25 protein-coding genes and 1 tRNA gene are annotated in these 24520 nt (G+C 61.9%); 13 read left to right on the top strand and 13 right to left on the bottom strand.

Annotated elements, in window-relative coordinates; all coding sequences use genetic code 11:
- Positions 1–8: 8 nt before the first annotated feature.
- Positions 9–1157 carry a hypothetical protein gene (locus tag C8J44_RS11235; protein WP_147453185.1) on the bottom strand — a complete coding sequence of 383 codons (1149 nt, stop codon included), beginning with the start codon at positions 1155–1157 and terminating at the stop codon, positions 9–11.
- A 212-nt stretch (positions 1158–1369) separates the two neighbouring features.
- Here C8J44_RS11235 and C8J44_RS11230 point away from each other — a divergent pair.
- A tRNA-Thr gene (locus C8J44_RS11230) sits at positions 1370–1445 on the top strand.
- A gap of 21 nt (positions 1446–1466) precedes the next feature.
- On the opposite strand, the gene C8J44_RS11225 is transcribed toward C8J44_RS11230, so the two are convergent.
- The 4 genes from C8J44_RS11225 to C8J44_RS11210 form a co-directional block, all read right to left on the bottom strand.
- Positions 1467–2804, bottom strand: a complete 1338-nt coding sequence (locus tag C8J44_RS11225) for a tyrosine-type recombinase/integrase (RefSeq protein WP_121904517.1) — start codon at positions 2802–2804, stop codon at positions 1467–1469.
- A gap of 160 nt (positions 2805–2964) precedes the next feature.
- Positions 2965–3195 (bottom strand): hypothetical protein, encoded by a 231-nt coding sequence (locus C8J44_RS18255; protein WP_147453184.1) that lies wholly within the window; start codon positions 3193–3195, stop codon positions 2965–2967.
- 375 nt (positions 3196–3570) lie between these two features.
- The gene (locus tag C8J44_RS18250) at positions 3571–3750 is read right to left on the bottom strand and encodes a hypothetical protein (protein ID WP_147453183.1); all 180 of its coding nucleotides are present in this window, start codon (positions 3748–3750) and stop codon (positions 3571–3573) included.
- A 1010-nt stretch (positions 3751–4760) separates the two neighbouring features.
- Positions 4761–5417, bottom strand: coding sequence for an RNA polymerase sigma factor (locus C8J44_RS11210; RefSeq protein WP_162237226.1), 657 nt, complete (start codon positions 5415–5417; stop codon positions 4761–4763).
- Between the two features lie 180 nt (positions 5418–5597).
- On the opposite strand from C8J44_RS11210, the gene C8J44_RS11205 reads away from it, so the two are divergent.
- The 8 genes from C8J44_RS11205 (at position 5598) to C8J44_RS11170 (ending at position 14036) form a co-directional block, all read left to right on the top strand.
- Positions 5598–6143: a TetR/AcrR family transcriptional regulator gene (locus C8J44_RS11205; RefSeq protein ID WP_060525130.1), complete on the top strand. Its 546-nt coding sequence runs from the start codon at positions 5598–5600 to the stop codon at positions 6141–6143.
- A 92-nt stretch (positions 6144–6235) separates the two neighbouring features.
- Positions 6236–7420, top strand: a complete 1185-nt coding sequence (locus C8J44_RS11200; RefSeq protein ID WP_060525129.1) for an HlyD family secretion protein — start codon at positions 6236–6238, stop codon at positions 7418–7420.
- A gap of 1 nt (position 7421) precedes the next feature.
- The gene (locus tag C8J44_RS11195; RefSeq protein WP_056050156.1) at positions 7422–8996 is read left to right on the top strand and encodes an MDR family MFS transporter; all 1575 of its coding nucleotides are present in this window, start codon (positions 7422–7424) and stop codon (positions 8994–8996) included.
- 32 nt (positions 8997–9028) lie between these two features.
- Entirely contained in the window at positions 9029–10459 is a 1431-nt protein-coding gene (locus C8J44_RS11190; protein ID WP_259466812.1) for an efflux transporter outer membrane subunit, read from the top strand.
- Positions 10460–10550: 91 nt separating this feature from the next.
- Positions 10551–11678: an ABC transporter permease gene (locus C8J44_RS11185; RefSeq protein ID WP_183128758.1), complete on the top strand. Its 1128-nt coding sequence runs from the start codon at positions 10551–10553 to the stop codon at positions 11676–11678.
- A complete protein-coding gene (locus tag C8J44_RS11180; RefSeq protein WP_121904514.1) occupies positions 11675–12469 on the top strand; it encodes an ABC transporter ATP-binding protein in 795 nt (264 codons plus the stop codon). Before C8J44_RS11185 ends, C8J44_RS11180 begins: the two co-directional genes overlap by 4 nt.
- A complete protein-coding gene (locus C8J44_RS11175) occupies positions 12469–13404 on the top strand; it encodes an MlaD family protein (RefSeq protein ID WP_060525126.1) in 936 nt (311 codons plus the stop codon). The genes C8J44_RS11180 and C8J44_RS11175 overlap by 1 nt, the downstream gene beginning before the upstream one ends.
- Complete coding sequence (locus C8J44_RS11170) at positions 13401–14036, top strand: ABC-type transport auxiliary lipoprotein family protein (protein WP_082444073.1); 636 nt, start codon at positions 13401–13403, stop codon at positions 14034–14036. Before C8J44_RS11175 ends, C8J44_RS11170 begins: the two co-directional genes overlap by 4 nt.
- A gap of 362 nt (positions 14037–14398) precedes the next feature.
- On the opposite strand, the gene C8J44_RS11165 is transcribed toward C8J44_RS11170, so the two are convergent.
- The 3 genes from C8J44_RS11165 to C8J44_RS11155 are packed head-to-tail and all read right to left on the bottom strand — an operon-like array spanning position 14399 to position 15892.
- Positions 14399–14863, bottom strand: coding sequence for a nuclear transport factor 2 family protein (locus C8J44_RS11165; protein WP_121904513.1), 465 nt, complete (start codon positions 14861–14863; stop codon positions 14399–14401).
- Between the two features lie 13 nt (positions 14864–14876).
- Positions 14877–15287, bottom strand: a complete 411-nt coding sequence (locus C8J44_RS11160) for a VOC family protein (RefSeq protein ID WP_056025071.1) — start codon at positions 15285–15287, stop codon at positions 14877–14879.
- Positions 15284–15892 carry a pyridoxamine 5'-phosphate oxidase family protein gene (locus C8J44_RS11155; RefSeq protein ID WP_121904512.1) on the bottom strand — a complete coding sequence of 203 codons (609 nt, stop codon included), beginning with the start codon at positions 15890–15892 and terminating at the stop codon, positions 15284–15286. The genes C8J44_RS11160 and C8J44_RS11155 overlap by 4 nt, the downstream gene beginning before the upstream one ends.
- Positions 15893–15968: 76 nt before the next feature.
- Here C8J44_RS11155 and C8J44_RS11150 point away from each other — a divergent pair, with 76 nt between their 5' ends.
- From C8J44_RS11150 to C8J44_RS11140, 3 genes are all read left to right on the top strand, one after another.
- On the top strand, positions 15969–16862 hold the full coding sequence (locus tag C8J44_RS11150) for a LysR family transcriptional regulator (RefSeq protein ID WP_056025076.1): 894 nt from the start codon (positions 15969–15971) through the stop codon (positions 16860–16862).
- A gap of 307 nt (positions 16863–17169) precedes the next feature.
- Positions 17170–18258 (top strand): nitronate monooxygenase family protein, encoded by a 1089-nt coding sequence (locus C8J44_RS11145; RefSeq protein WP_056025079.1) that lies wholly within the window; start codon positions 17170–17172, stop codon positions 18256–18258.
- 357 nt (positions 18259–18615) lie between these two features.
- Positions 18616–19077 carry a VOC family protein gene (locus tag C8J44_RS11140; RefSeq protein WP_082441320.1) on the top strand — a complete coding sequence of 154 codons (462 nt, stop codon included), beginning with the start codon at positions 18616–18618 and terminating at the stop codon, positions 19075–19077.
- Positions 19078–19259: 182 nt separating this feature from the next.
- On the opposite strand, the gene C8J44_RS18245 is transcribed toward C8J44_RS11140, so the two are convergent.
- The 5 genes from C8J44_RS18245 to C8J44_RS11120 form a co-directional block, all read right to left on the bottom strand.
- Complete coding sequence (locus C8J44_RS18245) at positions 19260–19859, bottom strand: hypothetical protein (RefSeq protein WP_147453182.1); 600 nt, start codon at positions 19857–19859, stop codon at positions 19260–19262.
- A 525-nt stretch (positions 19860–20384) separates the two neighbouring features.
- Positions 20385–21050 (bottom strand): nitroreductase family protein, encoded by a 666-nt coding sequence (locus C8J44_RS11135; protein ID WP_121904511.1) that lies wholly within the window; start codon positions 21048–21050, stop codon positions 20385–20387.
- The gene (locus C8J44_RS11130) at positions 21034–21627 is read right to left on the bottom strand and encodes a 7-cyano-7-deazaguanine synthase (RefSeq protein WP_121904721.1); all 594 of its coding nucleotides are present in this window, start codon (positions 21625–21627) and stop codon (positions 21034–21036) included. Before C8J44_RS11130 ends, C8J44_RS11135 begins: the two co-directional genes overlap by 17 nt.
- Positions 21624–22814 (bottom strand): PfkB family carbohydrate kinase, encoded by a 1191-nt coding sequence (locus C8J44_RS11125; RefSeq protein ID WP_220683105.1) that lies wholly within the window; start codon positions 22812–22814, stop codon positions 21624–21626. Before C8J44_RS11125 ends, C8J44_RS11130 begins: the two co-directional genes overlap by 4 nt.
- Before the next feature lie 418 nt (positions 22815–23232).
- A complete protein-coding gene (locus tag C8J44_RS11120) occupies positions 23233–24042 on the bottom strand; it encodes an endonuclease III domain-containing protein (protein WP_121904510.1) in 810 nt (269 codons plus the stop codon).
- Positions 24043–24100: 58 nt separating this feature from the next.
- Here C8J44_RS11120 and C8J44_RS11115 point away from each other — a divergent pair, with 58 nt between their 5' ends.
- The gene (locus C8J44_RS11115; RefSeq protein WP_121904509.1) at positions 24101–24409 is read left to right on the top strand and encodes a helix-turn-helix transcriptional regulator; all 309 of its coding nucleotides are present in this window, start codon (positions 24101–24103) and stop codon (positions 24407–24409) included.
- The last annotated feature ends 111 nt before the right edge of the window (positions 24410–24520 follow it).

Below are 24520 nucleotides of genomic sequence, written 5' to 3'. Positions count from 1 at the left end.
CGGCGCACCTAAGATGCGGCGTGTTCGGCGGCTGCGATCGCGACCAGATCGCCCTCGAAACCGCCGAGAAAGCTTGCAAAACCTCCTGCGGGTACCTGATGCCGTTGCGCGTGGCGCAGCACCGCCGCGAACGTCGCCAGCCGGGTCGCCTCGAAATTGACGCCGAAGACCAGCGTGACGATCTGCATCATGACGTCCGTCTGGCCAGGCAGGCAGGCGGCGGCGAACAGCGTGGCGAAATCGCCCTCGTCGTGCTCGGTCGACACCGCGAGATCATGCGCCCGACCCAGCGTCCGGTGCAGCGCCGCACGACTGCGCGCTTCGGCAGCCCGCACCTGCGCCGCACTCTCGCGCGCCATCGCCAGTTGCTCGCCGAGCGGACCGGCCAGCACATACTCGGCCGGCAAGGGATCATCCAGGACAAGCGCCGGAACGGGCGTCGGCTCGGCCGGCATGATATCGAACCCGCCGCTCGGACCATCGGCCCAGACCTGCGCGGCCGCACCCGAGACCCGTGGCGTGCCCTGAACCGCCGCATCCAGTTCGGCCGACAGCGCCGCCTGCAGATCGGCGTCCGCGAGTTCCTTCCAATTGATCACGCCGTAGATGAAGTCGATCGTCACCCCGCCCGATGCGAACGGCATCAGGATGCCGCGGTACAAGGTCGTCCGCCCCCGGCTGCTGACGAATTCCGCCTCGAAACCGATCGGCGCGCGATTGGCGATGATCTGGAGATAATGGTCGGTCAGCCGCGATAGCAGCGAGCGGCTCGGCACGTCGGCGATCGTCGCGATCGGCCCCTCGAGCCCGCATTCCTCGCGTAGCGCACGCCCGAGATACGCGATCCTAGGGTCGCCCATTCCGCGACTGAAATCGAGCAGCACGCTGTGCGGGCCGAAATCGGTGATCGTCTCGGGTTCGAGATCCGCGATCGACGGGTAGGGGCGGTCCTTCAGCAGCGACACCCAGTGGTTGTACGCGCGCACGTGCATCCGCCGCTCGTCGCCGCCGAGATCGAACATCACGTCGTTGACGCCAGCGTCGGTCGGGTGACGCGCATCGCTGGGCGTCCCGCGGTTCGTGCCGTCGAAATCGGAACTCCCGAAATCGGAACCCCCAGAACCCGAATTCCCGAAACCCGAACTCCCCGAACTCACTGCATCATATCCTCCGCGAGCGACCGGACCATCTGGACCGTCGCTGCGTTCGTTGTCCAGGCCGCGTACCGTATCCATGCCCAAGGGCCCCCGTTTTTCAGTCACGCTCTTGCACGCCGTTTGGTAAACGCCCGGTAAAGACGCAAACCGCTTGTCAGCCCGCAAATCCCTTGGTATTCGCCGCGACCTCGACCGGATACGTCCGTTGTCGGGCCGCTTTAGCTCAGCTGGTAGAGCATCGCATTCGTAATGCGGGGGTCACAGGTTCGAGTCCTGTAAGCGGCACCATCGACAACATGTTGAAATTGCTCACATTTTAAGATCTTCCCGCGTAATCGAGGATTTTTCGGCTCCGGTACGGTTCCGGTGCATTGCACCCGGCGCGAGCGTTTCGATCTCCGAAATGATGCTCTCCAGAGCGCGTACGACGCTGGGGAACTCGCCGATCGCGTAGACCTCGGTCTGGCTGCCGGCGCGGTGGCCCATGAAGCCCTCCAGATCCCATTTCTCGGCGCCGCGGTTGCGAACGAGCGTCGCCAGGCTGTGGCGCAGAACGTAGGGGCGCCACTCGCGGCCGTTGGGCATGTCGAGCTTCGTCAGCATCGTGTCCCAAGCGCGGTCCACATCCTGCACGGGGCGGCCGTGATAGTTCACCAGCCAGCCGCGGCCCGAACGCTCGACAGACTTGAGTGCCATGTACGTCGCGTATTCGGCGCGCAGCCAGCGATCGAGCAGCGGGAGTACAGGTAGCAGCGCCCGATGCTTTTTGTTCTGCGTCCGACCCTGCGGGTTCAGGTCGATCGTTGGCGCGCCGGGCCACCATTGCTGGCGTTCGGGGACAACGCTAATCTCCACCACTGCGCCCGGTCGCGCGATCGTGCAGACTGAGGCGACAAGGAATGCGTGGAGCGAGCCGCGCTGGCGATCGGGTTCCGCCGCGTAGGCGAACATCTTCGCCAGTTCCTCAACGCCGATTCGCGTGCGGCGCTGGCGCTGCACTTGGCGGGCGGGAAGGGGCTTATAGATCGGACGCTTGTCGGAGCGCGGCGGCTCGGCGTTGGCGGCGTGGTTCAGGACCGCGATCAGCTGCGCGATCGATGCCTCGGTCGCGGCCGGCGAGCGGATACGCGATACCGTCACCTCGCCTTTGCCGTTGCGCCATTCGACCGGCTGCAACCGCGACCAAGCCCGAAACGCGTGGACGAAGACTGACGAGCAGGCGGCAGCGCAGCTGGTCGCGTGTCCAAATCGGCCTTCCGCCCCCAGTGCCTGCTCGGCGTCGAGGAACCCCACGACGTGCGCTAGGCGCCCGGCGATCGTGTCCGCCGACACACGCGTGTCGCCCCACTCGATTTTATAGTCGGCGATGGCGTCGGTCAGCAGATAGGTCTGCGCCTGCGCCAGCGACTGGCCGCAGGCGTGGCAAAAGGCCGGGGCCTCGCCCTTGTCGGCAAGATAAAGCTTGTCGAGTGCGAGGATCGCCGCGGCTTCGTCTACCGTACCCGTCGACGAGCTGCGCTCGCGTCGCGTGGCGGAATCGTACCACCAGACATAGAAATTGGGGGTCCGCAGGGTTCCGTCTGCTCGTTCGTCATGAGCGAGCCAGTATTTACCCCGTTGATAGACCGGCGGATTGCGTCGCGACATTGTGTTCGTTCTTTCAAATAGTCGGATTTGGCGCGATGCGTCATGTCGAAGAGGCCAAGACTGCCGAGCAGGTCGAGGTCGGCGGACTCCAGCCGGATGCCCTTTCCAAGCTCGGCAGCGCGGGCGAGCTTTTGGTCGAGTCTGACGATCGAGGGGGCCGTCATTGCATCACCTCGCGAAGCTTGCGCCAGTGAGCGAGGAGTCGCTCATCGCGCGAATCCGACGCGGCAGCAGCGTCCGTAAGTTTGGCGTCGGATGCGCCACCTTCCCCACTTATGTTGAAGGACGGTGCACGGATCGGGATGCACAGTTCGGCGACCAGCCGGCCTTTGCTGGGCAATGAGGTGGATCTCTCGAACCCCAACATCCCGATCGCGATCGGAAAACTCACCGGTTCCCACCTTTGGGAACAGGCCGCTAAGTGTGTCGATGGTTCGGGTCGCCGTCTTTGGCTGGGAGTTGCGCGGATCATCATGCTTTTTCCTGCGAGACGATCGAGCTCCCGGCCAGCCGGCACTCTTGTAGAAATGCTTTCTACAAGAGTGCCGGCTGGCCGGGAGCTCGCTGAGCGCACCGTGGCAGATGGCCTCTCCTTGGCGCGCGATGGCTAAGACGATGACGCCAAGCGCATGCTCGTGTGCCCGACTTGCGAGGCGGCGAACGTCCATCGTTTGGAATGCGGCGACCAGCGGCGAAGTGCTCACGTTTGTCCGGGATAAGCGGAGCTTGGTCGTCAACGCCGCAAGAGCGGGCGCGGAAGGCGCTCTCATCTGAGCCCTGGCAAAATTCGCGAGATGCCCGCGGCAAGCTTGCTATCGGTGGAGGAAGGGCAATGGACGGCATCGTGTCCCGTGGCTGCGGTGATGAATCGTGCCAGCGCGAGTTTTGAATGGGTGCGATCGGTATTGGCCAGCGACGCGGCTGGCATTAAGGCCTGAACAGCCATTATCGATCTCCCTTAAGATCGGTTTTGGTTAGAGCCGTCGCGTGGTGTAGGAGCCTTGCGTCGGCTCGCCTTTAGTGGCACCGTAATATGATCATGTCAATTAACGGCACCGCAAAAAAGAGGGGACGCCCTGCCACGGGCTTAGGCGTCTCGATCAACGTTCGCCTACAGCCGGAGCAGCTGGCAGCGCTCGACGACTGGATTGATCTGCACGAACCGCGGCCTTCGCGACCGGAAGCTATCCGCCTTATCGTTCGCGAGAAGCTGGCGACGTAGGTTTGCTCCGATGAAGCGTAAGCAAGAAGTGGCGAAGGGGCTATCGTAGCGCCCGACTCAATAAGAGATAAAGGATCGGAGCGATGCTTTGTAGCATGCTTCAAGCGTGAACATTGCCTACCCAAGGACTACACAAGAAGCGTCAGAATGGAGGTCGTAGCGATTCCTATCATAAAGGGGTAGCCTCTTATCGACGAAACCCACACGACGAACAGATGGCGTATTAGTCTGGAATCCGATCTGCCTAACCGCCACCTACGGGTTCGTTTATCCCGGGCTCGTACTGCAGCCACATTAAAATTGGTGGAAACCGGACTGTCCGGTTTGGAGCAGTGGAATCGGCTAAGCCGCCGTTCGTTCACCATTCAGATGGTGCAGGACCTGCGTATCCGCGAAGTCGAGGCTCAGCGCACCCTTTTACGTTCGCGGCGCCGCAGCGGTGGTGACGGTCGTACGCGCGAGCGGCGCGGTGCGGAGGTGCCTGGGTGCTCGCTTTGACAGCGGCGCAACAGGGTTGGCAGCAGCTGGAACCATCGAGGACACCACCCGGTGATGGGCATGATGCGCATCACCTTGCTCCTATTGACAGGCGTGCTCTATTCATTCGACGGGCGAGCCGATGCTACGGGCATGCCGGAGACGGCAGCAACCCGCTTCGCAGATCTGGGAACCATCCGCCGGCCCTACTCAGGTGCCAATTTTGCCCGGCAAGGTACCGGAGGCGCTGCAGAATCCTAACCAATCACCAAGGAGCGATCCTTAAAATTCCGCTTCTTTCTGACGACCATACGCTGCTGGGTCGCAATAACAGGTAATCTCCCGACTACCGCCGACGAACGCGAAGATTGAGGGCTCAATAGCAGTTTCAGGTTCGTTCGGGCGCGCGACACCCTGCTTTTTACCGTCCCGACTGGAGACCCAATCCGGTCGGCAGCCTCATCGGGTGTCATTCCGGCAATAGCGACGAGATGGAGTGCTTGCCGCTGCCCTTCCGGTAATAATGCCATCGCCGCCGTTACTTTCGCAAGGTCGACTACATTGTCTTGGTTGCTACCGGTGGCAATGATAGCTTGCGACGAAACTTCGTCATATGGCCCATGGAATCGGTCGCGACGGCGTGCGGAGAAAAACAGGTTGCGCATAATCGTGAAGGTCCATGCGCTCAGGCTTGTGTCCGGGACGAACTGCGCCCGCGCTTTCCATGCGCGCAGCAGCGTCTCCTGCACCAGATCTTCCGCCGCATCGGCATTCTGTGCGAGCGACCGGGCGTAGCGCTGTAACCGCGGGCTGATTGCGATCAACGACGACTCGAACGTCGCGCTCGCAGCGGCAACGCTGCTGGCAATGGACACGGGCAAAGAACTTTGCATATCGGTAGTTGCAGAAGCCATGGATGACCTGTGATATCGACGCATAACCGGACAATGTGTCCGGTATATGATGAGTGATAAAACCGGCGCCCACCAATGGTTCCCAATTTCTGGAATAAATGTGGCAAATGGCAGGAGACAATCTTGGTAGGCTCGAAGTGACGAAGTTGACTCATTCCTGTCGCGAAGGCTCGCCGTTCGATGCGGCGTGATGCGAAGGTGCGGCGAGACGCGCTGATCGCTGCGGGCGCAGAGATCTTTACCGAGCGTGGCTATAAGGTCCCGCTTGACGAAGTTGCCACGCGCGCGGGAGTCGGCCGGGGTACCTTGTATCGTAACTTCAAAGACCGCGAAGCTCTTGCGCTGGCGATATTCGAGTCGGAGATAGAACGCATCCAGCAGACCGTGGCGGCAGGGCATGATCTGCGGAAGTCGATGATAGACGTTGCGCTGGTAACCGCCCGCGGCACTTCCCTGTACGCCCGTATCGCGGCGGATCTGGTTGCCGATACCGCGAACATGGCGGCCTTCAGAGCATTGGGTGATCGATTGGCGCAGGCGTTGGCGCCACTGGCGGATCGCGCGAGAGCGAGCGGCGATGTGGGCAGCGACACAGACGGATGGAAACTGAGCATCGCGCTGCGCATGGTGAGCAATGTTTACCATGATTTTGACGATGAGGCGGTGGCGTTACGCAATCTGAACGATGCGCTGGACCTTCTGCTCGACGGACTCCGTCCTCGCTGACGTAAACGGACATCTTGTCCGCTTGCGGAAAATGTCTTAAGTAGCCCTCGACACCGGCATCCGGCCCGGCCGGAGCAGCGACGAGGCAGACCGTGACAGAGCATGAAGACGCGCACCGCGAGCCGGACGCTACGCTTGGCGAGGATGCGAGCGCGCAGCATGACGACGAAGGCGCGAAGAAAGGCCTGAGCCTGGGCGCGAAGATCATTCTGACCGTGCTGGGCCTGGCGGTGTTGGTCGTCGGGGTCATCTGGTACCTGCGGTACGAATCAACCGGGAAATATCTGCAAGATACCAACGACGCGCAGGTTATGGCCGACATGGTAACGGTGTCGCCGCGGGTTGCAGGCTATGTTGCCGAGGTGCTGGTGCGCGATCATCAGGATGTGACGGCCGGACAGCCGCTCGCGCGCATCGATTCCCGCAGCTCAGAGGCGCAAGCAGCTCAGGCCAAAGCGCAGATCGCCGTGGCTGCAGCTCAGGCGGACAACGCTCGTGCGCAGATCCGCGAGCAATATGCGACGATCGATCAGGCCCGCGCCCAATTGGCGGCGGCGCGCTCCAAGGCGGCCTATGACGCTGGGGAGGTCGCCCGGTATCGGCCGCTTGCGGCGTCGGGTGCGGAGAGCCGGCAGCAATTGGTTCAACTCGAAGCGACCGCGCGTCAATCCGCTGAGGATGCGCGCGCGCAGGCGGCCGCTTTGACGATGCAGCAGCGCCGCGTGGCATCGATCCAGTCCCAGGTGCGACAGGGTACCGCGCAGGGGCAGGCGGCGCGCGCGCAGCTCGACGCGGCCGATGTCGACGTCGGCGCGACGCTGATCCGCGCGGCTACCGCCGGCCGGATTGGCGACAAGACCGTCACGGTCGGCCAATATGTCCAGGCTGGAACGCGGCTCATGTCGATCGTGCCGCTCGACCGAATGTATATCACGGCCAATTTCAAGGAGACGCAGCTTGCACTGATGCGGCCGGGCCAGCCGGTCTCGATCGAGGTCGATGCCATCGACGGGATCGCGCTGAAGGGCAGGGTCGAGAGCGTATCGCCGGGGACCGGGGCGCAATTCTCGTTACTGCCGCCGCAGAACGCGACAGGCAACTTCACCAAGATCACGCAGCGTGTGCCGGTGCGTATCTCGATCGAAGCGTCTCCCTCCGCCAAGCGCCTGCTCGTGCCGGGTCTCTCGGTCGTCGTGACGGTCGATACGATCGGTGCCAAGGGTGAGCTCGACCGGATCCGCGACCAGCAAAAGCAGCTCGACCGCAAGGACCGCTGAGGTGACCAGCGCGGTATCCGCTCCATCCGTCGCTCGCGCGGGCGGTCGTTCGGACGAACGCGCCGACCTGTCGGCCTGGCTCGCCGTGGCGGCGGGCACGCTCGGCGCGTTCATGGCAACGCTCGACATCTCGATCGTCAATTCGTCGCTGCCGACGATCCAGGGAGAGATCGGGGCCAGCGGCACCGAGGGGACGTGGATCGCCACAGCCTATCTCGTATCGGAGATCATCATTATCCCGATGGCGGCATGGCTGGAACGGATGCTGGGACTGCGCACGTTCCTGCTCATCGCGGCGGGCTTGTTCACTGCGTTCTCGGTGATCTGCGGTGTTTCTACGTCGCTAGGGATGATGATTGTCGGACGCGTGGGACAGGGCTTCACGGGCGGCGCGATGATCCCGACGGCGCAGGCGATTATCGCGCAACGTCTGCCGCGATCGCAGCAATCCGTCGGCGTCGCCGCATTCGGCGCGACCGCTATTCTAGGGCCAGTCCTCGGGCCGCTGATCGGTGGTTGGCTGACCGAGAATATAAGTTGGCATTACGCCTTCTTCATCAACGTACCGATCTGCGCCGTGCTCGTTACGCTCCTGCTGATCGGTTTGCCGCACGAGAAGGCCAAGCTGCATCTGTTCGGTGAGGCGGACTGGAAGGGCATCGCCGGCCTGGCGCTGGGCTTGGGAGGCCTTACCGTGTTTCTCGAAGACGGCCAGCGCGAGCAATGGTTCGATTCCGGCATGATCCGGGCGATGTTTGCGACAACGCTGATCGGCTTTGCGCTCCTGTTCTGGGGGCAGGCAACCGCGAAGCGCCCGATCATCAAGCTCAAGCTGCTGCTCGATCGGCAATTCGGCTCGGTGGCGCTGATGGGCGTCGTGCTCGGCATCGTGCTGTACGGCACCGCCTATGCGATCCCGCAGTTTCTGTCGTCGGTCGCCAATTACAACGCGCTCCAGTCCGGCAAGGTGGTGCTTCTGTCGGGCGTGCCAAGCCTTTTGATGATGGCGATCGTGCCGCTGATGTTGAGCCGGGTCGATATCCGGCTCGCGGTCGGAGCCGGACTGGCCATCATGGGGGCCTCTGCGTTGATGGACGCGAACCTGACGTTGTCGTCGTCGGGCGGCGACTTTACCATCAGTCAGTTGATGCGCGGCGTAGGCCAGATCCTGGGCATGCTCTTTCTCAGCCAGGCGGTCGTGCGCGCAGTGCCGCCCGACGATGCCGGCGATGCTTCCGGCCTTTTCAATGCGATGCGCAACCTTGGCGGGAGCTTCGCACTCGCGGGCATCTCGATCTTGCAGGAGCAGCGGACATGGCTGCATTCGCGTCGGATTGAGGAGTCGCTGAACGCCAATGGCCCAGCGGTGCAGGACTTTGTCGGTGGATTGTCGCGCCAGTTGGGTGACACGTCGACTGCACTCCGCATCCTCGGCCAACAGGTTCAGGGCCAGGCGGCCATCATGGCCTATAACGACATTTTCTGGATCATGGGCCTCGGTACGCTCGCCGCATTGCCCCTCGTCCTGTTCCTGAAGCCCCTGCCAAAGGACGCCGAACCGGCGATGGTGCATTGATGCGGTATTCCCTGCCTTTTCTGGTTTCCCTCGTGACCAGCATTGCGCTGACGGGGTGTACCGTCGGCCCCGATTATAGCGGGCGCCCCGCCGTCGCGGCGGACGCCATCGCCCGTGGCACCTTTGTGCGGGCGCAGGACACGATGCTGATGGCATCACCGGGTCTCGCCCGTTGGTGGGAGACGCTGGCCGATCCAACCCTGAACGTGCTGGTCGACGATGCGCTGGCGCATAGCCCTTCGATCGAAGAGGCAACCGCGCGCATCCGGGAGGCGCAAGCCGAACTCAAACAGCAGCGCGCGTCGCAACTGCCCAGCGTCAGCGCGAACGCCACATATCTTCACGCGGCGCTGCCGGGAGTCGGGATCGGTCAGAGCAGTAGCGCCGATACGGCTGCATCGGGCGGATCGAACACCCTCGATTTTTACAATCTTGGACTCAATGCATCGTGGGAACCCGATCTGTTCGGTGGCGGGCGGCGAGGGGTCGAGCAGTCACGCGCGACGATCGACGCGCGCGGCGCCGATCTAGCGGATACGCAGGTGACGCTGTCCGCTCAGGTTGCTCAGGCCTATGTCAATCTGCGCGATGTGCAGGCAAGGATCCGGCTGAACGCCGCGTCGACAACCCTGCAACGACGCCAGGTCGAACTGGCGCAGGTGCGCTATGCGGGGGGCACCGTCTCGCTGCTCGCCGTCGAGCGGTTGCGCAATCAACTGGAAAGCACGCAGGCCAACGCGATACCGCTCGGCACGCAGCGTGATGAATATCTGAACCAGCTTGCGGTGCTGACGGGGCGGACGCCCGGTGCGCTCGACGCAACGCTTGCGCCGGTCGTCGCCGTGCCGCTGCCGCCTGCGCAGGTTGCGATCGGCAACCCGGCCGCGCTGATCGCGCATCGGCCAGACATCCGTTCGGCCGAACGCCAGCTGGCAGCAAGCACCGCCGCGATCGGCGTCTACAAGGCGAAGGAGCTCCCGGGGATCCGCTTCCTAGGTATTCTAGGACTTGGCGGCACCAGCCCCGGCGATGTTTTCGATACCGGCAATCTGACCACGCTGCTCGCGCCATCGCTGAGTTGGTCCTTCCTCGATTTCGGTAAGAACCGTGCAGCGACCAGGGCGTCGGAGGCGCGACGTGATGGAGCCGATGCCAAGTATCGCCGCACCGTGCTGGCGGCATTGCAGGATGCGGAGAATGCGCTGTCCGGCTTTGGCAACACGCGTGCGCAATTGCGGCAACTGGTTCTCGCTGAGGCGACTGCGATGCGGTCCGAGCGGCTCAACGCGCAGCGTGTTCAGGCGGGGACAAGTTCGGTCATCGATCAGCTCGATATCGAGCGTCAGCGCCTTGCAGCAACGATCGCGGTACAGCAGTCGCGTGCGCAGCTTTCGCTCAGCTATATCGCGGTCAACAAGGCACTGGGACTGGGATGGTCTGAACCAGCCGGGGCCGCGCGGTGACCGGGCCGAGACGTCACGCTTCAAGCCGCCTGGTATCGCTCAAGCTCGCCTTGGCGGATGCACGATCAGACGGCGGGCAGGACATGCGATCATGAGCATCGCTGCGGCGTTCGAATTGCACGATCGCGACGGTCGGCGCTCGTTGGTCCTGCATGGCGACTGGATCACCATGCGGCTCAACGACGCCGCGGACCGGCTAAGGCGCGATATCACGGGCATGACTGACGATGTCGAGGTCGATATCGACGTTGAAGACCTAGGCCGTCTGGATACTGCGGGCGCGTACGCGATCGTCCGGGCGCTGGGGTTGGTCCGTAAGGTTCACCTCCCGCAATCGCTCCGACCGGACCTCGCGACACTTGCCGATCTCATCAGTCCTGCGCTTGAAGAGCCTCCCCTGGCTGCGCCGCGCGCCGGTGGACTCAGGCAGATTTTCGATCGGATCGGGCGCGCGACGATCGGTATCGGGCAAACCGCCTACCGCAATCAGACATTCTTCGGACAACTCGTGGTTGCCCTCGGCCGAACACTGGTCCGTCCTCACCGGCTGCGCCTTACGCCGTTCGTCGCCACGATCGAACAGGCCGGACTGGGTGGTCTGCCGATCGCCGCGATCATGACGTTCTTTATCGGGGCCGTGCTCGCGCTCGTCGGCAGTACCATGCTCCAGTCGCTCGGCGTGGCGGTCTATTCGGTCGAGCTGGTCGGCATCGGTATCCTGCGCGAGTTCGGACCGGTGATCGCTGCAATACTGTTCGCCGGACGATCCGCGTCGGCTTTCACCGCGCAGCTCGGGTCGATGCGGATGAACCACGAAATCGACGCGATGCGGGTGATGGGGGTCGATATTTTCGACGCTCTGGTCGTGCCCCGCGTTCTGGCGGCGCTGCTGATGCTGCCGCTGATGACACTGGTTGCGGACCTCGGCGGTATCGTCGGTGGCATGCTGGTGGCGCGAACGATGATGGGGATCGAACCAAGCTTCTTCTTTCAGCGGCTCGTGGATGCCGTCGGTGCCCAGCAATTCTGGGTCGGCATGGTCAAGGTCCCGGTATTTGCGCTTGCGATTGCAACGACCGGCTGCCGCCAGGGGCTCGAAGTGAAGGACGACGTCGAGAGCCTGGGCGCCAACGTGACCGGATCCGTCGTCCAATCGATCTTCCTGATCATCATGTTCGACGCTCTGTTCGCGGTCCTCTTCAAGCAGGCCGGACTGTGACGACGGCCCCGCCAGCATCCTCCGATGGGCACGACGACGTCGTCGTTCGCGTCCGTGGCCTGCGCACGGCGTTCGGTAAGGCCGTCATCCACGACAACCTCGATCTCGACGTGAGGCGCGGCGAGATCATTGGTCTAGTCGGTGGATCGGGAACGGGGAAATCCGTCCTTCTCGAAACGATCCTCGGGCTGAAGACCCCCGATGCAGGGAAGGTCGAAGTGCTTGGCTATGACATTCACGACGATGTCGGTCGCCTTGCCGTGGTCAGTCGGATCGGCGTGATGTTTCAGAACGGCGCGCTGTTTTCATCGCTGACGGTGCGGGAGAATGTCGAGGCACCGCTGATCGAGCATACCCGGTTCCCCGCCGACTTCATATGCGGCCTTGCCGAACTGAAGATCCGTCTCGCCGGGCTGCCGGACGATGCCGGTCTCAAGAAACCGTCCGAACTGTCCGGCGGCATGCGCAAGCGCGCAGGCGTCGCGCGGGCGATCGCGCTGGATCCCGAGCTTCTCTTCCTCGACGAACCGACCGCCGGGCTCGATCCGATCGGCGCCGCGGAATTCGATGACCTTATCCGCAGGCTTCGCGATGCGCTGGGCCTCACCGTGCTGATGGTCACGCACGATCTCGACTCGCTGTATGCGATCTGTGACCGTGTGGCGGTACTCGCCGACCGGAAGGTTGCTGCGATCGATACGGTCGCAAGGCTCGAAAAGTCTGACCACCCCTGGATCAAATCATATTTCGGCGGCCCTCGCGGGCGCGCCGTGCAGGAGAAGATCGACTAATGGAACGCCATGCGAATTACGCGTTGGTCGGCGTGCTGACCACGTTTCTCCTGATTGGTGGCATCGTCTTCGTCCTGTGGCTCGGGAACTTCCAGGCCGGCGACAAGAAGGACCCGTACCGCATTATTTTCCAGGGCCCGGTCCGCGGCGTCGGCAAGGGCGGGGATGTGCAATTCAACGGCATCAAGGTCGGTGAGGTCACCAACGTTCGGCTTGCGCCCCAGGATGCCAACAAGATCCTGGTGGATGTCGAGATCGATCACAATACACCGGTGCGGACGGACTCGCTCGGCAGCACGGAAATGCAGGGTATCTCGGGATTGAACGCGGTTTCGATCAGCGCAGGGTCGACCCGGATGCCGCTGTTGCGCGACGTTTCCAAGGACAAGGTCCCTATCATTCCGTCGAAACCCAACGCGCTGGCCTCGTTGTTGCAGAGCGGCGGGCAGATGGTCGAAAGCGCGACGACCGCGCTCGATCGGGTAAACTCGCTGCTGACTGATCGTAACATCGCCAATCTGTCCGGGGCGATAAACGACCTCAAGCAGACTACGGGCGCACTCGCGGCCAACCGCGCGATGTTCGGCAATGCCGCATCCGCGATCGCAAAGCTTGATGCCACCGCGGGCGATGCACGGGTCACTATGGGCAGCGTGCGGTCGCTGGTCGAGGGCGACGGCAAACGCGCGGTCGCCAACACCGCCGATGCCGCAGCCGAACTCAAGGCGACACTGGCAGAGGCGCGTACCATGCTTTCGACTTTGGCCGTGCAGGGCAAGACGGTAGGATCGTCGACGCTCCCGCAGATTACCGACACGATGCGCAGCCTTCAGGAAACCTCAGACGATCTCGACACGCTGGTCCGGAGTATCCGACAGGATCCGCGCGGAACGCTGCTGAAGAGATCGAGCCGGGAACGGGAACTCCAGAAATGACTTATCGAGCTACATCACGTGCGACCCTGGCGATTGCTGCGGCGCTGTCCCTGACCGGATGCGTCGGTGCCTTGCTGGGGGGCGGCAAACCCGACACGCTGTATCGGTTCGGACCAGTGGCGGCGGGGACGGTCCCTCAAGCCACCCCAGCGCCACGCCGGACTTTGGCGTTGCCGGTGCCGCAATTTTCACCCGCAACTGCCGGCGACCGAATCCTGACCACGCAGGGTAGTGAGATATCCTACATCAAAGGCGTTCGCTGGGTATCGCCCGCACCAACCCTTTACGCGGCCGCGCTGGACGCCACCGTCGCGACACGCGCACCCGACATCGCGGTCGCCACGCGTGCGTCCGGGGCGGCCACCGCCATCCTGACGGTTTCGGTCAACAGGTTCGAGGCCAGCTATCCGGGCGCCGGCGCAGGCGCGCCGGTGATCCATGTCGACGGCGTGGCATTCCTTGCTGATCGCGCAACGAATACCATCGTGGGACGACTGCAATTCTCGGGAACGGCGCCCGCCACTGCCGATACCGGTCCAGCCATCGCTGCCGCGTTCGATGCCGCTACGATGCAGAGTGTCACGCAGATCGTCGACTGGGCCAACGTGACGATCCCCGTTGCAAGTAGGTGACGGGACATCCCAACGCGCCTGATGAAATGAGGATACCGGCCTTTTTCGGTCATAACGGCACGTCGATGAAGGCACCGGCCGTTGCGGCAGCGCCCGCTCGACTGCGGGTTACATAAGCTTGATACCCGCGGTTTACCAAGATGAACGAAAGGCCGCAGTTGGGAAGCGGCAAACAGGTCCTGAATGACCGGGAATGGGTCCTCCCAGCAACTGAGCGGTCGATGACAGCATTATTCAGCGTCAGCGGCTTCCTGACAGGCGCCGCCTTCCAGTTTTCTGTCGGCCTCTCAGCGTCGGGAACCCACCCACACTCTGGCCGACGGCGCATCAACCAAGACCGGTAGGAAAACAACGGCTTGAAGCTACAGCCCAAGTTCCTCCAGCCCCGGATGATCCTCGGGCCGTGGCCCGAGCGGCCAGTGGAACAGTCGCCCCTTTTCGGAAATCGGAACGTCGTTAATGCTCGCCATCCGGCGCGCCATCAGGCCATCGAGCGTGAATTTCCAATTCTCATTGCCGTAGGAGCGATGCCACGCGCCGGCATCGTCATGCCACTCATAGGCGAAGCGCACGGCAATTCGATCGCCGTCATGCGCCCACAGGCCCTTGATAAGCCGATACTCGTGCTCGCAACGCCACTTTGCGGTTAGGAAGGTGACGATAGAATCCCGCCCCCGAAGGAAATCAGACCGGTTTCGCCACTGGCTGTCCTCGGTATAGGCGAGCGCGACCCGCGCTGGATCGCGGCTGTTCCAGCCGTCCTCGGCGGCGCGGACCTTTAGCGACGCAGTCTCATGGGTGAAGGGAGGGAGGGGCAGTCGTGGCATCGAACGGATCCTTTCAGTCAAAGGGCGTGGCAAACTCCAGACGGATCCCGCCCGGAATGAGGATCAGGAAGTGGCGCGCCGTTGATCCGGGACGGATGGCGCCCGGCGCTGCGTCGACCACGACTTCTGGATGCGCCGTCACGGCGGCCCACGCCGCTGCCAGTGCAGCATCGTCGGCGACCGAGAGCGAGAGATGATGGAGACCGATATTGGCGCGCCGGTCAAAGGCGCGGGCCGTCACGGGGTCGGCCGCGCGCCACAAGGTCAGCAGGATTGTGCCGTCCGATACGAAGATAGCAGGATAGTCGGGCACGCCGCCTACTTCATCGAATCCGAGCGTGTCGCAGAAGAAGGCGCGTGCCTGATCGAGGTTGGGCACGGTTAGCCCGACATGGTGGACGCCGCGTGTGAGTTTGCTGGTCATGATGCTCCCCGTTCAAGTTGAGCGATGTGCGCTCGAAGCACCGCAATCTCGTCAATGAGCGGCTGGGAAGTGCGGCGCACTTCCGCCTCGGTGAAACGCGGCGTGATATGCTGCGGGCAGTTCCAGTCGAACCCGACGACATCGATCAGAAAGCCACGCTCCGGCTCGGCCGCGTAGCCGGACGGCATGAGCGCTGCGATGACGGCGGGGTCTTTGCTCACGTGGGCATGGCCGATGATCTTGAGGCGCCGGCGGTTCGGATAGTCCATTAAGAACAGCGCAACCCGGTCGTCGGCCGCAATATGCGCGACGGAGAGATATTGTCGGTTGCCGCGAAAGTCGGCGAACCCGAAACAATTGCCCCCGAGGTGTCGGACGAAGCCGGTTGCCCCGCCGCGATGCTGGACATAGGGCCAGCCATCTTCGGACGTGCTCGCCAGGTAAAAGCTGTCGCGGGCGGCGATGAACGCAAGTTCTTTGGCCGTAATCCGGTCGACCGTCTCCGCGCCGGCTTCCATGCGTGCGTAGGACGCTCGCGACCCCGCTGCTTCTTGCAGCGCGCGAGCGCGTGGTCCGAAAAGGGTGTGGAGATATGCCTGCGCCATGGCCACGAGGATGGCGAGTTGCCCGCGATGTGATAATTCGCAATTACTGATACGGACTATTGCGATACGGGGAATAATGGACCGCTTCGAGAGCCTTTCCGTTTTTGTCGCGGTGGCAGAGCAGCGCGGCTTCGCGGCTGCGGCACGCGTCCTCAATCTGTCGCCTCCTGCCGTGACCCGTGCGGTCGCGGCGCTGGAGCGGCATCTGGGCGTGACGCTGTTCCACCGCTCGACGCGAGCGGTGTCCCTGACGGACGACGGGGCAAGCCTGCTCGATCGGGCGCGGCGCATACTCGCGGACATTCGCGAGGCGGAGCAGATCGCCATGGGCGGTCGCTCGGTTCCCCGGGGGCAGCTCTACGTAACTGCGCCGGTCATATTCGGGCGGCTGCATGTGTTGCCGGTCATCAGCGCGCTGCTGGCCAGCCACACCGGCCTCAACGCGCGCATGATGCTGCTCGATCGTAATGTCCGCATCGTCGAGGAGGGTGTCGATGTGGCGGTGCGGATCGGGACGCTGGCGGACAGCACGCTGCGCACCGTGACGATCGGTTCGGTCCGTCAGACCATCGTGGCAAGCCCGGGCTATCTTGCCGAACATGGCTTGCCCATCGATCATGGCGACCTGGCCCAGCATCGGTGTATCATGGGTAGTGGTGTGCGCGCCGGCACCCGATGGTCGTTTGGCGCGCGCGGCGAGAGGCTGTTGGAAATCGTCCCCCGCCTGACCGTCAACGGCATCGATGCGATCCTCGCTGCTGCGGAAGCAGGCGTCGGCCTTGCCAATGTACTGAGTTACCAGTCGGCCGCGCATATCGCGAGCGGGCGACTCATTGAGGTTTTGGCCGATCATGCTCCGTCCGCCATGCCGGTAAGCCTGCTCTATGATCCCGGTCGAGCCGCTATGCCCGCGGTCAGGGTGTTCATCGACGCGATGCGGGAACAGGGGCGGCGGGGCGTGTGGTCCTGACCGGGACCGCCGGACAAGCTATTTCGCGGCGAAGGCTCGGCAGATTTCCATTTCAGCATTCCTCCCGGTGAAGGCTCAAACGCAGGCCGGCGGCGTTCCGGCGGCGTTCGCCCATTGATCGCGGCGTCGCCGGCGCCTGAACGAACTGCAAATGTGTGGATGGGCGAGAGCGGTTCGGCAATGTCGCTTTCTGGGTCGGAGCGGTTGAAGGGCAGACGATCCGCACCTAGCCCACCTGGCGCCATTCACTTAATGCGCTGGCGTAGTCATAAGCGGACAATTGTTCAAAACCGGATCCGGCGTAGGTATGTCTCTCATCGATCGGTTTGAACTCTCGGTGCCCTTGATCCAGGCGCCGATGGCAGGCGTCGCCACACCTTCGCTGGCGGCAGCGGTATCCGAGGCGGGAGCCTTGGGATCGATCGGAGTAGGCGCGACCGACGCCGCCGGCGCACGGGCAATGATCGAGGAGGTGCGCAGCAGCACGACCCGCGCGTTCAACGTCAACGTCTTCGTCCACGCTGGCCCAAAGGCCGATCTGTCGCGGGAAGCGCAATGGCTGGATTGGCTTGCCCCGCTGTTCGCCGAGTACGGCGCACAACCCCCGACGGCACTCATGACCATCTACAAGAGCTTCGCAGATGATCCCGACATGGTGGCGGTACTGCTCGACCTCGCGCCGCCAGTGGTTAGCTTCCACTTCGGGTTGCCGTCCGCCGACGTGCTCTCGGCGTTGCGAGCGCGTGGTATCTATCTCATGGCGACCGCAACCAGCCTCAACGAAGCACACGCGATCGAGGCCGCCGGGATCGATGCGGTGGTCGCGCAAGGGATCGAGGCTGGCGGGCATCGGGGTGTCTTCGACCCCATCGCGCCTGACGACGCGCTCGGCGTATTCGCGCTGACCCGGCTCCTGGTGCGCAAGAACAACCTACCAATCATCGCTGCTGGCGGGATAATGGACGGCGCCGGCATCGCCGCGGCGCTCGACCTGGGCGCATCGGCAGCGCAACTGGGAACTGCCTTTGTCGCGTGCCCGGAGTCGGCCGCAGACGATGCATACCGGGCGGCCCTCACCGGTGAGGGCGCTTACCACACCGTCCTCACTTCGCTAATTTCTGGTCGACCCGCGCGTGCGCTGGCCAACCGGTTCACGGCTCTGAGTCAGTCGGTTGATGAACGCCGACCGCCTGATTATCCTATCGCCTATGATGCGGGAAAGGCCTTGCACGCGGCTGCCAAGGCGCAAGGCGAGCACGGTTTCGGAGCGCAATGGGCGGGGCAAGGTGCGCCGCTTTCTCGTGCCATGCCGGCAGCAGCCTTGGTCAGGGTGCTGCGAGAGGAATTTGAATTGCGACGGATTAGAGGCTCGGTTGAGCGTTGCGACGTTCCTTGATCGGACTGGCCGTTTCCCCACTAGAAGCCGTATAAGCAGACCTTTCAGCGTACTGAAAGCCTCAAATCATGATGAACCAGCGCCCGAAGTTAAGAAGCAAGGTAAGGGGCGCGGGCGTCCTTTTGTTGGTCTCCGCGGCCGCTGGTCGCCTGATCGCTGCATGATCACGCTCGTCTGCTCCCAAGGTCTTTCGCATCTTGGAACTCGCTGCTTTAAAAGGCTCAAAGCCTTTCCGTTTCTCCGTGTCCACCAGCCCATGTTGGGAAAGTGTATGCGGGAAAGGGTTTAGGGAAAGCGGTTTACGATGGTGAACGGTCGCGTGGTAAGCACGGGCGGCATACCAGTGAGAGGGCAGTAATGACGGACGCCACAAACGTAATTGCCGTGGACCACACAGGCTTCGCTGTGTCTTCTTTGGACGAAGCCGTTCGGTTCTGGACGGGAGCGCTCGGTTTCACACTTGAGCGGCAATCGGAGATGGGGGGCGACTTCCTGCATCAGGTGACAGGTGTCGATGATCCGAAAGTGAGAACGGCAATCGTCAAGGCACAAGACGGCTACGTGGTCGAACTGTTGGAATATTCAAACGGGCTCCAGAACGGGACGGTGCCCAGCGGCGCGGGATCGATCGGAGCGGCCCACCTGGCTCTGACCGTAAAGGACATTCATGTCGCCATTGCCCGTGTCGAGGCAGCAGGATGGAAGGCGAAAGGTAATCCGCTGCCGATCCCAGGTGGTCCACGGAAGGGAACGTTGGTGGCCTACGTTTCAGGCCCCGATCATATCACGATAGAGCTTATGCAGCCGACAGCCCGTTAATGGGCCGGCAAAAGCTTTGCCGCCTCATCATCCTTTGAAAGCTGGCGAGTCAGCGTGCAGGGCCGAGGCTCAGCACCTTCTCTGCTGCAATACTGAATGGATGGCAGAAGTTGGGGAGCCAGAAAGAGGCCGCGAATGACCGCAAGTGGGTCGTAACGCTAATGGCGGTACATGTGAGGTAATCACCGGTTGATCGGCGTAAGCCCACTAAGATTAAGCCGATTATGCGTCATTCCTAGGGCGTGACGAATTAGGCGCGCTTGCACAGGCGTCACCTGCCGCTGGTGTTCCTTGACGAGGTTGTATCCAGGGATACGGCTACGCAGCGGCACATTACGATATGGCACTCCAAGCATTTTATAGAATATGCGGTCATCGGCGAAGCAGAACTTGTCTAAAGTGATGAATTTTTTGCCAGCTAGTTGACCCGCTGTTTGGGGACGCTCTAGACTGCCGTGGGAGCGGTTGGCGGTTTGGTCAAGCCGCGTTATTAATATGTAGTCGAAGCCTTGCTGCTTGCAAAGCGCTCGGCCAAGGACGTGATCGTAATCATATGTGACATCGTCTTTGTCAAAAACTCGTCGAGCGACAGCCGCATAGTTTCCGTAGTCGCGATGGACATATAGTAGACGGAGGTTTTCCTGCACGACAACGAATGCGCGATTGGCCCAAACACGTCCTATTCGATAAACTTGGCCATTCAGCTGAGCGCCAAAGGAACGTCGTTTGGTGCCTGCCACCGGAATCTTTCCTAGGGATAGGCCGTCCAGCACATCACTCATGATTTATTCATCTCAAACATAGTGTGCAACAGAGCATGATTCCGCCGCAGCGAACAACCTCAAAGCTCCATGTTCCGCACTCTAGTGGCATTTTGGCAGCGCATATAGCGCTGAGCGGTAAACGTGAACGAGCGGCTAAATCTAACTAGCGGAAGAGAGCTGGTGAATGGCCATAAGGGGGTCACGGCTGCGCGGCAGCTCACGACCAGAAGGCATCGTACGCCGATCGCGCTTTGAACAACAGCTTCTGCCGAAACCTGCCACTCTTTCGCTGTCACATCGTCTGGCAGCAACGCGTCTCATAATCGGCCGTTGCGCCTTCCAGCCACTTATCCTGAGACCGGTCGTTCGTTCACCTTACTCTCGGCATATGTGTGTCAACTGTCGAGGTTAAAGTAAAGCTGTCTAGGCACGCTTCTCTACCAGCCTAGATGACAGTCATCGGTACACCTGCAAGCGCCAATAAATGATATCACGCGAGACCCATACTGGATTACGTGAAGGCGGCAGCTCGAGCGCAAAGCGCTATTTAATGCTTCCCCCAAAGTGGACTGCACCGGCTCCAACAAAGCCTTCCATGACACCTGTCGCGTCCACGACGTCATCGCCGACTCGTCCAACCGGGCAGGCGGCAATACCCAGCGCGGTTGCAACCAAGCACATCGTCGCGACCAGCGCACCAGCATCTCGCCAGAGGATGCTGCTCGCATTGTCGTAGCAGGCATCGAGCAAAGCCCGGTCAGCAGCGAACTGAACAGTTGTTCCCCGGCTATGGCCCAGTATCGTGGAGATGCTCTTCCGGTTCATCGCTATGGCCGCCGTCGCCACGGTACCAAGGCCATGCTGACGGTCATCGTAAAACCCGGCGATGCTGTCCTCCAACGGTAAGACGAGCAATTTTATGGGGTGAAGCCCGCCCCCCGATGGAGAGCTTCTGCTCTCGGCAGACACACCAAACCGCCCTGGTGTCCGGCTGCGCAAAGCGGTCGAATGCCATAAGAGAGCAGAGAGATCGTCAATGCCCAGCGGGCCGCCGACGCCAGACCGCCGAGATCCCAACACATCCAAAAAGTTCGTATCTGGCGCACGCACGTCGCGGGGAAGGAGCTGCACCGATTCGAAAGCAATCAATCGCCGGCTGGCATTCCCGTCAAACCGGGGAGCCGGTTCTGGATCAGTATGGCTCGCCATACAGGTCTCGCATCACCTCGTAGTGCTTCACGCACCCGCGACAGCCGCCACACGCCAAGAGGCCCGTATGGCAGGAATGTGCCCAACCGATGATCTCGCGCGGTGCACCAGAACGCTGCACAAGCTCGACCGTCGACATGCCCACCGCGGGTGCCGTCACGCGAATCGCGCCTTCCTGCATCGCCATGAGAGTATCGACCTGAGTGTAAAACTCAGGCCTGCCGTCAGCATGAGAACCGTCAGATGCCACCGAGCCAAGCATCAGCTCGTTGACGCCTATGGCCGTCGCTCGCATGCCCGCCAGCGTCAAGAGCAACTGATTTCGAAATGGCCACCATTCTGGAACCGGGGCGTGGACGGAGGCTGGCTGAGCGGCCATGTCGCCTGACCCCAGCGAACTGCAATCGACCTGGATGATCTCATGTTTGGTACCAAGCAAACCGGCGATGTGAGCCGCGGCGGCGAGTTCAGTCTCGGCCGCGCGCTGGCCATAGTCGATGGTGATCGCAAATTCAGGCCGCTGCCAATATGTCAGCGCAATCGAATCCACACCGCCCGAAAGCAGCACCGCTCTCATCGCAGCGCCCATACAGCGTGGTAGATTGCTGACACCAGATCACCCACGATGCGACAGCCGCTGCCCGCTGGCATCTTCACATCCTCGGGACGCATATTTTGCGCCAAGCCCACGACCGGAATGCCGCGCGCGACCGCATAACCAATCTCGAAGATCGTCCCGGCGTCCGCGCCATTGAGGATGGCCAATACAGCCTGGCATTCATCGAGCCCCTGCAAATCTAGAGGGGCCACCACCTCCCCGGGGCCTTCGCCGACGTCGTGTAGCGGTGAAAATACCGGGACATTCATAGCGAGCAACTGGTTGCGAACCTCCTCAACCACCCAACGCTCTGCCAGGTTGAAGAACGGTGCAGCGATGTAGATCTTGCCAGTGCCTGGGATGACGGGCTCTGCTGCGAGAGTCATCAGGGCGTCTGCCGACGGGATGGGCAGTCCATGCGTGTTCACATAATGACAGGTCGCGCGCGAAGCCAAGTCAGCGGCCTCCGCCGGCGAACGCTGCTCAAGCGCCCAGAACTGCGTGAAAGCAGCCGAAAATACGTCTCCCGAGCCAATCTTGAATACGGTCTCACTGCGGTATGCCGGCACCTGCCACTGACCGTCTCGCGTGGCGACAAATGCGCCATGGCCGCCCATCTTGAGAACTACGACGTCCGCTTCGTTTCGCTCCAATAGCGCTGCGACACCCTCTCGAGGGTCATCCTCGCCGGAGAACTGGCGCGCCTCCTGGCGGTTCAGAATGACAGCGAGCTTGTCCGCGCGCGATCCATTCTCCGCAAACGGACGGGGATCGAACGCTGACTGCGGATCATAGACCGCGACCTTCGCCGATACCTTCGCGTCGCCTTCCAACATTCCGAAGCGCAGCACTATATCGTCGCTGACCTCGAAGTGCGGATGGCGCGCGATCGCGTCTGGTCTGGGTGTAATAATGGGTGTCGCCAGCGAGTGGAAATAATCGAAGGAGATCTCTCGATCCGCCATCGGTCCATCGACGAAGATGCCATAAGCCGACTTCAAGCTGGCTTCTGCATCTTCGAGACTAGTGTTTCGATAAGTGTGGAGCTTAATGCCCGGAACCGCGCCGCTCAGTGCAGCCGCTGCTCGGCCACCCGAGCCATAGGCGTCATCCCACCGCGGTTCGATGCACCGCTCAACGTAAAGCCCGCCGGCAACCGTGATCACGCAGGCTCGATCCGAACCTCAACGGCGCCACCCCGGATGGACAACACCACCGCCACATAGGCCCGACCCTGATCGATGCACCCGATGATACGTACGTGTCCGCGATGGGTCAGTGCGCCGACCCTCTGACCGCCCGGTCCCAAGACCTCCACGACGGGGTTCGGACCTGAGCGATTTAGGTTGATCGTCAGAATGTCGCCCACACTCAACGAGCCGAAAGCAGCGGGTTGAAGGCTATTCAATGCTGCAGTCTCGACAATGTCGCAGGGGTCTGGTGCGCCGCCCGCTCCACCACCGCCGCCACCGGTGCCTAGCTTGCTTGGGGTTACCCGAGCAGGAGTTGCCGAATATCCATCGTCACGCGAACTGCCACTTCCTGACACGAGACCTCCGATCGAACATCAACGTCCGATCGGAGCTATATCAATACCGCCTGACGAATGTCGACCGCCTTAGACGCCCTATTCTTCTGAATACGCACATCTTTTGCAACTAAACTCGCAACGATATCTTGTGGGAGCTGTCGCATTGTCATCCAAATGACAGAATCCAGTATGGACGCCCGCGCGCCGACAGCCTTCGCGAAGGCAAGATAGGCCGCCTCCATCTGCGCGTAATGGCGTTCGACCCGCCAGGCAGGGTCGAACAACTCGAGGGAATGGCATGCACGGATGATGTGGATGTCGAGGATCGACACATCGTCGCTATCTCGCCAGTTACGCACGATCCACGATGCGGTCTTAAGACCGATGCCCGATAAGCCCACCAGCGCGTCACGCAGATCGCGATCACCAGCTGCCGTGTCGATATCTGCCAACCCCGCCACGCAACGCGCAACATGGCGAGCTTTCTGGCGCGCAAAGCGGTAGCGCACTGGACGGCCTTTTACTTCGAGCGGGGTGGTCAGCATTTCCAGGACAGACTGTTCGTTCTCCAGCGCTTCTGCCGGAGCAGCACGCAGACGATCATAAGCGGCCAAGCCAACTTCGGCCGGTATCCCATAGCCACCAAGCAGACAGGCGAGCATCTCTTCGCGCAAGGTACGGCCCAACCGGTAGTGGTCCGGGTCTTCGGCTTCCCACATCCACGTCTGTGCCGTCCAATAGGCCGGAGTGCCGATCTCCTCTGCTCGGCCCCATCGCAGATGATGTCCAAAGACGTGCGTCGTCGCGGCAGGGAGCATCAGTTCAACCAGCTCGCCATCGCGATACGACAGAACCTGCTGCATTGACGGGCGTTGCGATGAATGCATATATGCATAATATGATGCATTTTACTCTTTTGCAATGATTGAAGTGATTCATGAGATCGAACGAATCCGGCTTGCTGCACGGATTTCGCAGGCTGAAATCAGCTTGGCGCTTGGCGTGACGCAGGGCCACTACAGCAAGGTAATCAACGGAAAAGCCGAGCTTTCATCAAAGCTGCAGGAGCGGATGCAGGCCTGGATCGGCGCTCAAGACAACGCAGGGCACGAGACCACAACTGCCCGCCGTATGAGGCAGCTTGCTGTCTCGATCCGCCAGCAATGCATGGAACTTATGCATTTGGCTGGGCTCCCGGGTGAGATGATCGACGGATCCCATAGGTCTTAAGATGCTGGATAGTCTCGCCGGAGCGCTTTCCCTAAACGCTGCTCACCGCAGCGGTCTGGAACACCGTCTTTCAAGTCGGTCGGCTTCTCCGCCAGGTCGCGGGGGAAGATC

The organism is Sphingomonas sp. PP-CE-3A-406 (assembly GCF_003688625.1).
Lineage (GTDB): Bacteria > Pseudomonadota > Alphaproteobacteria > Sphingomonadales > Sphingomonadaceae > Sphingomonas.
Note: the sequence above shows the minus strand (reverse complement) of the source record. Positions and strands in the feature narration are given on the sequence as shown.